This window comes from Kitasatospora sp. NPDC036755 (assembly GCF_040636595.1).
GTDB lineage: Bacteria > Actinomycetota > Actinomycetes > Streptomycetales > Streptomycetaceae > Kitasatospora.
The window spans coordinates 1-8,105 of the sequence record NZ_JBEZUT010000368.1 but is presented as its reverse complement, the minus strand read 5'-3'; the positions used below and the strand labels follow the sequence as shown (position 1 = coordinate 8,105).

At 74.2% G+C, this 8,105-nt stretch carries 6 protein-coding genes; 5 read left to right on the top strand and 1 reads right to left on the bottom strand.

The genetic code is table 11. The annotated features are described in order from the left end of the window. Positions 1–95 precede the first annotated feature (95 nt). Together AB0E96_RS35225 and AB0E96_RS35220 are read left to right on the top strand one after the other, a co-directional pair. Complete coding sequence (locus tag AB0E96_RS35225; protein ID WP_359829912.1) at positions 96–1,352, top strand: hypothetical protein; 1,257 nt, start codon at positions 96–98, stop codon at positions 1,350–1,352. After that, positions 1,349–2,539, top strand: a complete 1,191-nt coding sequence (locus AB0E96_RS35220; RefSeq protein WP_359829910.1) for an MFS transporter — start codon at positions 1,349–1,351, stop codon at positions 2,537–2,539. The genes AB0E96_RS35225 and AB0E96_RS35220 overlap by 4 nt, the downstream gene beginning before the upstream one ends. Before the next feature lie 74 nt (positions 2,540–2,613). Here the strand turns inward: AB0E96_RS35220 and AB0E96_RS35215 are convergent, their stop codons facing one another. Next, positions 2,614–3,198, bottom strand: coding sequence for a TetR/AcrR family transcriptional regulator (locus AB0E96_RS35215; RefSeq protein WP_359829908.1), 585 nt, complete (start codon positions 3,196–3,198; stop codon positions 2,614–2,616). Between the two features lie 387 nt (positions 3,199–3,585). Here AB0E96_RS35215 and AB0E96_RS35210 point away from each other — a divergent pair, with 387 nt between their 5' ends. From AB0E96_RS35210 to AB0E96_RS35200, 3 genes are all read left to right on the top strand, one after another. Continuing rightward, positions 3,586–5,625: a PEP/pyruvate-binding domain-containing protein gene (locus AB0E96_RS35210; protein WP_359829906.1), complete on the top strand. Its 2,040-nt coding sequence runs from the start codon at positions 3,586–3,588 to the stop codon at positions 5,623–5,625. Between the two features lie 84 nt (positions 5,626–5,709). Next, the gene (locus AB0E96_RS35205; protein ID WP_359829904.1) at positions 5,710–7,065 is read left to right on the top strand and encodes an ATP-grasp domain-containing protein; all 1,356 of its coding nucleotides are present in this window, start codon (positions 5,710–5,712) and stop codon (positions 7,063–7,065) included. 59 nt (positions 7,066–7,124) lie between these two features. Further along, a partial coding sequence (locus AB0E96_RS35200) for a nucleotide disphospho-sugar-binding domain-containing protein (protein ID WP_359829902.1) occupies positions 7,125–8,105 on the top strand: 981 nt, incomplete at its 3' end.

Sequence of the window (8,105 nt, the reverse complement as noted above, 5' to 3'; positions counted from 1 at the left end):
GACCGCCTGGAGGTTGGGCAGCAGCAGGACCTTGAAGCGGGCCAGGTCGTCGGCGGTCAGGCCGGGGCTGGGCACCGTGTCGAACGGGACGTGGGATGGCGCTGCGCGGCCTCGGGCTCGCGTTCTTCGACTATCTGGGCCTGTTCACCGAGGGCCGCGGCGGGGTGTTCGAGCAACGCGCCGACGGGCGCCTCGACTACCACCCCTCGGGCCGGGAGCCGAGAATCTGTGCGGGATCCCGCCGCGGCCTCCCGTACCAGGCCCGCGGTGAGAACCAGAAGGAGCTCGGCGAACGGCACCGGCCGCTGCTGCTCACCGCCTCCGCCGTCCGCGGGCTGCGGGCCCGCGCCGCCTCCCACGGCGACGTGCGGTTCCGCCGGGACGTGTGGCCACTGGTCGCCCGCGAGGTGGAGATCGTCTACTACCGCACGCTGCTGCGGGAGCGCCGTGCCCCGGCCGACTCGGTGAACGGCTTCCTCCGGGCCTGCCTCTCCTCCCCGGCGCACCTGCCGCTGCCGGAGACGCTGCTGAGGCGGCACGGGATCGCGGCCGCCGAGCAGTGGGACTGGCGGCAGGTCGAGACCCCGTACGGGGAGCAGGCCCTGCGGGGGCGGCGGGAGTTCGGCCGGTGGCTGGTGGAGCACCTCGAACGCGACGCCGCACGGGCGAGGGGCGGCAACAACGACGATCCGGTGAAGGCGGCCCTCGACGCGCTGCGGGATCTGCGCAACGAGATCCGCCAGGTCGTGGACCACGCCGGGATCACCGGCCAGTCCTACCGGCAGGAACTGACCGGCTGGTTCTCGCCGTTCAACGCGGCCCTGTCGATCGGCCCGCCCGGGCGCCGGATCGCGGAGCTGGCCGCACTGGTCCGCGCCGGACTGGTGACCCTGGTGGGCCCGGGGATGCGGGTGGTGCCGGCCCCGCGGCAGGACGGGTTCCTCGTCTCCTCGTCCGTGGTGCCGGGGCCGCCGATCGCGGTCACCACCCTGATCGAGGCCCGCGTCCAGAGTCCGGACGTGCGCACCACCGCCGACCCGCTGCTGCGCGGACTCCTGGCGACCGGCCGGGCGGCCCCGTACCGGATCCCCGACCCGGACGGCGGCCACCACGAGACCGGAGCGCTCGCGGTGACCGAGCGGCCGAGCCGCCTCGTGGACGCGCGCGGCATCGTGCACCCGGCGCGGTACGCCCTCGGCGTCCCCACCGAGGGCGTGCACTGGGCGACGGCCGCCGGGGTCCGGCCCGGCGTCGACTCGGTGACGCTGGGGGACGCGGACGCGATCGCCAGGGCCCTGCTGGACGGCGCGGCACTCCACCGCGCCGTCCGGATCGAGGCGTTGGCCCGGTGAGCACGCTCGTCCGGCCCCCTCGGTCCGGCCCGGTGCGCGCCGGTGCCTCGGGTCTGCCGACGGCCCTGGGCGTCGCGGGCGTCACCGTCCTCACCTCGCTGCCGGTCTTCCTCCCCGGCGCCGCGAACGGCCTGATCTGCGCGGAACTGGGCTGGAGCGCCACCCGGACCGGGGCCGTCCTGGCCGTCTACTGGCTGGCCTCCCTGACGGGGGCCTTCGTCAGCAGGCGGTCCGCCTCCCCGGTCGGAGTGGAACGGACCCTGGCGGTCGCCCTGGGGGCCACCTGCGCGGGGCTGCTCGGTGCGGCCGGGGCCCCGGCCACCGGACTCTGGATCAGCTCGGCCCTCGGCGGCCTCGCCTACGGGTACACCCAGCCGCACACCAACGCGCTGCTGATGCGCCGGTGCGCCCCGGGGCTGCGGGCCTTCGCGTTCGGCCTGAAGCAGGCCGCGGTGCCGACGGCGACGCTGCTCGCCAGCGCGGCGATGCCGTTGCTGGCCGGGCCGGTCGGCTGGCGCGGCGTGTTCGCCGCCACCGCGGTGCCGTGCGGGCTCGGCGCGGTCCTGCTGGTGCGGCACGCGGCCGCGGAAGGGCGGCAGCCGGCCGCCGCCGCGGGCGCCGGCGCACCCCTGAAGGCCGACGCCCGGCTGATCGCCCTCAGCTGCGCCGGCTTCTTCGGCGCGCTGGTCGGCAACGGACTGGGCGGCTTCCTGGTGCTGGCGCTGACCACCCGGGGGGCCTCACTGCAACTCGCCGGCGCGGTGGCGACCGCCGGCGCCGCGCTGAACATCGCGGTCCGGCTCGGCGTGGGCTGGTTGGTCGGCCGCCTTCCCCGGCTGGCCTGGCCGGTCCTCGTCGGCCTCTTCGCGACCGGGGCGGTGGGCGCCGTGCTGCTGACCCGCCCGGGCCCCGTGCCGACCCTGCTCGGCGCCCTGCTCGCCTACGGCGGCGGTTGGGGCTGGGCGGGCCTGCTGCACTACGTCGTCGGACTGCCCCATCCGGGGCGGGAGCAGCGGGCCACGGCCGTCAGCCAGATGGGGGTCTCGCTCGGGGCCGCGGCCGGGCCGGTGCTGTGCGGCGTGCTGTTCGGCCTGCTCCCGGACGCCGTCTGGTGGGCCCTGGCGGCGGCGTCCGCCGCGGGCTCGGCCTGCGTGCTCGTCGCCGCGGCCGCCCGCCGGGCGCCGTGACAGCGCCGGGCCGCCCCGAGGCCGACGCCGTCACCGGTGCCGTCACCGGATCCGATGACGGCCCCGATGACGGATCAGGAACGGCCCTGGTCGGAACCGGCCTGGAGGCCGGCCAGGACCAGCCTGACACCCTTGACCGCCCGCTGGAACGCCTCGGGCCGTTGCCCCGCCCGGGCCAGGACGTACCCGCCCTGCACCGCCGCCATGACCAGCGAGGCCGTGGCCGCCGGATCGGTGCCGGGCCGGAGCTCTCCGCTGCGCACCCCCTCGGCGAGCACCTCGGTCAGCCGCCCGTCGAGCCAGTCGAAGAACTCGGCCAGGGGCGCGCGCAGCCGGTCGTCCGTGACGACGTCGTAGTCCTGGGTCAGGCGGCCCATGCGGCAGCCCGCGAGCGGGTCGCGTTCGAGGTCGAGGAAGGCGTTGACGCGGGCGACGGCCCCGCCCTCGCCGCCCAGCGCGCCCTCCGCGCGGGCGCGGAGCTCCTCGCTCATCCACGCCATGGCCTCCAGGGCGAGGTCCGCCTTGCCGGAGAAGTGGTGGTACATGCTGCCCTGGCCGGCGTGCGCGCGCTCCAGGACCTTGGCCGGGCTGGTGCCCGTGTAGCCACGTTCCCACAGCAGTTCGGCAGCGGCCCGGGTCAGTGCCTCCTTCTTGCTCATGCGGCCCAGTGTACCTACCACTCGTTACAGCGGGCATGCCCGGGGATCGCCGGTTCGCGGCCCCCGGGGCGCCCCGGGTCGCCACTTCCTCCGGGCGATTGTCCCCGCGTTCGCCTGAGGTCGTACAGGAATCACCTATTCCGGAAATCTTCGATCGTTCATCAAGTGAAGGCGATCTCCCGTCATGTGACCTTTGCCACGGCTTGACGCGCGGTCGGGGCCGCCTTGACGACATTCTGATGGCCGGAACGATTCCTGATGGCCTGATGTCATGTGATCATTCGTCAAATGTTCATACTGAATGGCACTGTGTGGGTGGTCGTACCCGACCCTTCTGTGCCAGATGCACTGATCGTGTACATGATGACGAATGGCTGAACTGTGCGCATGACCCGTTCGGATCGCAACGACGCGACCACGCGGCCCCGCCTCCCGGGTGACGATCTCACCCTTGAGGACTTCTCCGGACTCGCCGGCCACGTCGGCGGCTATCCCTATGTGAAGATCGTGTTCGACCGCGAGGAGTCGGTCCTGCACTTCATCGACAGCGCCGACGGCACCCTCCACGTCAAGTACGTCGGGTGCGAGATCCTCGGCATGTCGATCGACGAACTGGCGAGCCGGCTCGATTCCTTCAATGACGACGTCTACCGGAATCCCGACCGTCGTTTCTATCTCGGCACCCTCGCACTGCACACCCGCGCGGCGGCGGAGGACGGCGACCGGGCCGACACCTTCCTGTCCCTGGAGACCGTCGACGTCGACACCATGTCCCGGGAGATGCTGCGCTTCTTCTTCCACCGGGTGCGTGAGCACGTCGACCCGGCGCTGCGGCTGGTCCTCAAACCGGCCGGCCACCAGCAGGAGGGCTACCTCGCGGACATCCCGGAGAGCGAGATCCCGCGCGTCCTGTCCCACGAGCTCTACTCCACGGCCTCCTTCGTGCCGCTGAGCGCCGGCGCGGCCCACGGGCGGCTGCGGGTGTACCGCTCGGAGGAGGAGTACCGGGCCGACCCCGAGCCGCTGGAGTGGCAGGACATCGTGGTGATGCCCCGGGTGCCCGAGGACATCCCCCGGGTGTCCGGGATCATCCACACCGAGCACACCACGCCGCTCTCCCACATCAACGTGATGGCCACCGGGTGGGGTATCCCCAACGCCGTCGGCATCGGGGCCCTGGAGCGGATCGACCGGGCCGGGCTGGCCGGCCGCTGGGTGCACTACCGGGTCGAGGCCGACGGCGGGGACCTCCTCCTCGAAGCCGCCGAGCCGGGCGGCCCCGGGGAGGCCCGGCCGGCCCTCGCGGCCGAGCGCATCACCGTGGACCTGCCCGACCTCGCGCCCACGGCCGTCACCCCGCTGTCCGAACTGCGCGAGGGGGACCATGTCCGCTTCGGCACCAAGGCCGCCAACCTCGGCGAGCTCACCCACCTGCTGCAGCACGGCTCGCCCCGCTGGCTCGGCTTCTACCAGCTGCCCCGGCCGCCCCGGGCGGACCTGCTGCGCTACCTGGCCCGCCAGCTCGGCCTCCCGGAGGACGCGGACGCGGTCGAACTCGACGACGCCGTGCGGATCCTGGTGAAGGAGTACGCCCACGTACCGCGCGGGATCGTGCTGCCCTTCTCGCTCCAGCAGGGCTTCCTCGACTCCTCGCCGGAGCTCCGGGCCGCCGTGGACCGGCTGGACTCCGCCCTCCGGGACGGGACTCCGCCGGGGGAGGAGGGCCCGCGGACCGAGGAGCTCTGCCTCGACGTCCAGCGGCTGATCCGCACCGCCCCGCTGCCCGAGCCGATCCGCGCCGAGGTCGACCGGGCGCTCGACCGGCACCTCTACGGCGCCCGCGTCCAGGTCGTCCGCAGCTCCTCCAACGCCGAGGACCTGCCCGGCTTCTCCGCCGCCGGACTCTACGAGTCGGTGGCGCACGTCAGCGGCCCGGAGGCGGTCCTCGACGCGGTCCGGGAGGTCTGGGCCTCGCTGTTCTCGCCGCGCGCGGTGCTGCTGCGCAGCCAGGCGGGCATCCCGCTGGACCACTGCCGGATGGCCGTGATCGTCCAGGAGCAGGTCGGCGCCACCGTCGGCGGCGTGCTGGTCACCTGCAACCCGCTGAGCCCGCAGGACTTCCGCAACGTCTACCTCAACATCTCGCCGCGCTCGGTGACCGACGTGGTCTCCGGCCGGGGCGCCCCGCTCCAGTACCTGTGCAACACCATGGAGGGCGGCAGCCGGACGGTCTCGCTGGGCAGCGCCGCCACCGACCTGGACGCCGGGACCAAGGACCTGGTGCGCCGGCTGGCCCTGATCAGCCGCCTGCTGCAGGCGCACTTCTCGCCCGACGAGACGTACGCGGCCCCGGTCGACATCGAGTGGGCGATCGACGGCGACGGCGTCAGCCTGCTGCAGCTGCGCCCCTTCCGCACCGCCGGCTGACCCGGCCGCGACGGGCCCGCGTGAGCGCGGGCCCGTGCGTCGGCATGCCCGCGAACCAGTGAACTTCCTTCAGGAGAGAGTACGTTGAACAAGATCCTGTACGTCTACGTCAAGGGCGGCGCCCCGCTGGACTACGCGTTCCCGCGCATCGCCGCCTGCGGGGAACTGCACGTCCTCGCGCTGGCGCCGCTGCCCGCGGCCGGGGAGGAGGTGTGGCGGCCCAGCTGTACCGGGATCGAGCTGGTCCCCGACGCCCCGCGCGGCGAGGAGCTGGTCGATCTCATCGTGGAGCACGCCAAGGCCATCGGGGCCGACGCGGTGCTGACCCTCTCGGAGTTCGCCGTGCTGGCCGTCGCGCACGCCGCGCGCCGGCTGAACCTGGCCGGCCCGGGGGAGGGGATCGTCCGCGCCCGGGACAAGCGGCTGATGCGGGAGGCGTGGGCCGCCGCCGGGGTGCCGATCCCCGCGTTCCGCCGGGTCGACAGCCTCGCGGACCTGACCGGCGCGCTGGCCGAGCTGGAGCCCCCGCTGCTGCTCAAGCCGGCCTGGGGCGCCGGGTCGGTCGCCCAGATCGTGCTGGACTCGGTCGAGCAGGCCGCCCCGGCGTGGGCCGGGATCGAGAGCGGGCTGCGGGCCGGCAGCCAGGTCGGCATGAACGAGCTCTACGCCGCGGACACCGACCGGGACCGCCTGGTCGAGTCGATCGCCCAGGGCTCCACCGAGGGCTGGTACGAGGAGCCCGGCTACGGCGACTACGTGAGCGTGGAGGGGATCGTCGCGGACGGCGTCCACCGCCCGCTGGCCATCACCGCCAAGCTGCCGACCGTGCCCTCCTTCGTCGAGGTGGCCAGCACCTCGCCGTGCGTCCTCCCGGTGCCCTTGCAGCGGCGGATCGAGGAGGTCACCCGGCGGGCCGTCGACGCGCTCGGCCTGGAGAACTGCGGCACCCACACCGAGCTGAAGCTGATGAAGGACGGCGAGCTGGTCGTCATCGAGACCGCGGCCCGGTTCGGCGGCCTGCTGACGACCCGGCAGGTCCACGAGGTCTTCGGGCTCGACCCGATCGGCATGCTGGTCCGGCAGCTGCTCGGCGAGCGGGTGGAGTACCCCGCGGTGATGCCGGTCGTCGGGTCCGGGGCCGCCGCGTCGCTGGCCGTCGTCCCGACCGACGCGGCGGGCGTGCCCTGGCGGACCAGCCCGGTCTGGAACCCGGAGGCCGTGGACTGGCAGGCCCTGCTGTCCCCGGGCAGCACCATCGAGGCCGTGCCCGCGTTCGCGATGCCCGCGGGCCGCACCGTCCCCGCCTTCGACCCGTCCGCCGGGTCGCGCAACTGGCTCGGGGTCTACCTGCTGAGCGCCGTCGACGCCGAGACCCTGCGGCGCGACTGCGACGCCGTGCTGAACGGCATGGAAGCCGCCCTGCACCGGGCCGCCTCCTGACCCCCCGCGGCGAACCGTCCCCCACCGAGCCACCCCGTAGCGACGTCCGAGGTTCCTTCATGCGTGTACTGTTCGCCGGCGCACCCGGCGCCGGCCATCTCTTCCCGCTGGTCCCGCTGGCCGAGGCGATGCACGAGCTCGGCCACGAGGTCGCGGTGGCCTCGATGGACGGCGGCGAGTCGGTCGCCGGGTCCGGGCTGCCGTACCTGTCCATCGCGCCGGGCGTCGACTGGCGCAAGGAGATCCGGGAGGCCGGCCGCACCCGGCGGCCGGACCTGATGCGGCGGGTGGTCGAGAGCAACTCGGCCGACCGCGAGGCGTTCGTCCCGCTGGCCGCCCTCGTCAACAGCCGGGTGGCCGACGAGACGGTCGAGCTCGCCGAGCGGTGGCGGCCGGACCTGGTGGTGTACGACTACCAGTTCCCGGTGGCCCTGCTCGCGGCGGCCCGCCTGGGCGTGCCCGCCGTCCAGCACGACCTGGGCTTCGTCCGCACCCCGAAGCTGCGGGCGCTGATGCTCGCGGAGATGGCGGACGCCTTCGCCCGGCACGGGATCGACCGGCTGCCGGAGCCGGCCGAGGTCATCGACCTCGCGCCGCCCAGCATGGCCGGGCAGGAGCGGTACGGCTGCTCGATGCGGCCCGGGGCCTACAACGGCGACGGGGAACTCCCCGCCCGGCTCGCCGTGCCCGCCGACCGCCCGCGAGTGGCGGTGACCCTGGGCACCGTCCCGCCCAAGACCGACGGCCTGACCAGGATCGAGCGGGTGATCGCGGCGGCCGCCGAGGTCGACGCGGAGTTCGTGCTGGCCACCGGTGAACTCGACCTGGGCACGCTCGACACCCTCCCCGACAACGTTCGGGCGTACGGCTGGGTCCCGTGGCGGGCCCTGCTGGACACCTGCGCGGCCGCGATCCACCACGGCGGCAGCGGCACCGCGCTCAGCGCCCCCCGCCCACCGTTTCTCGAGTTTTGGAGCGCCGCAGTGGGTGCCGCCCGGAAGCAGCTGCCCGAGGAACTGTCCGAACCCGCCAAGCGCCTG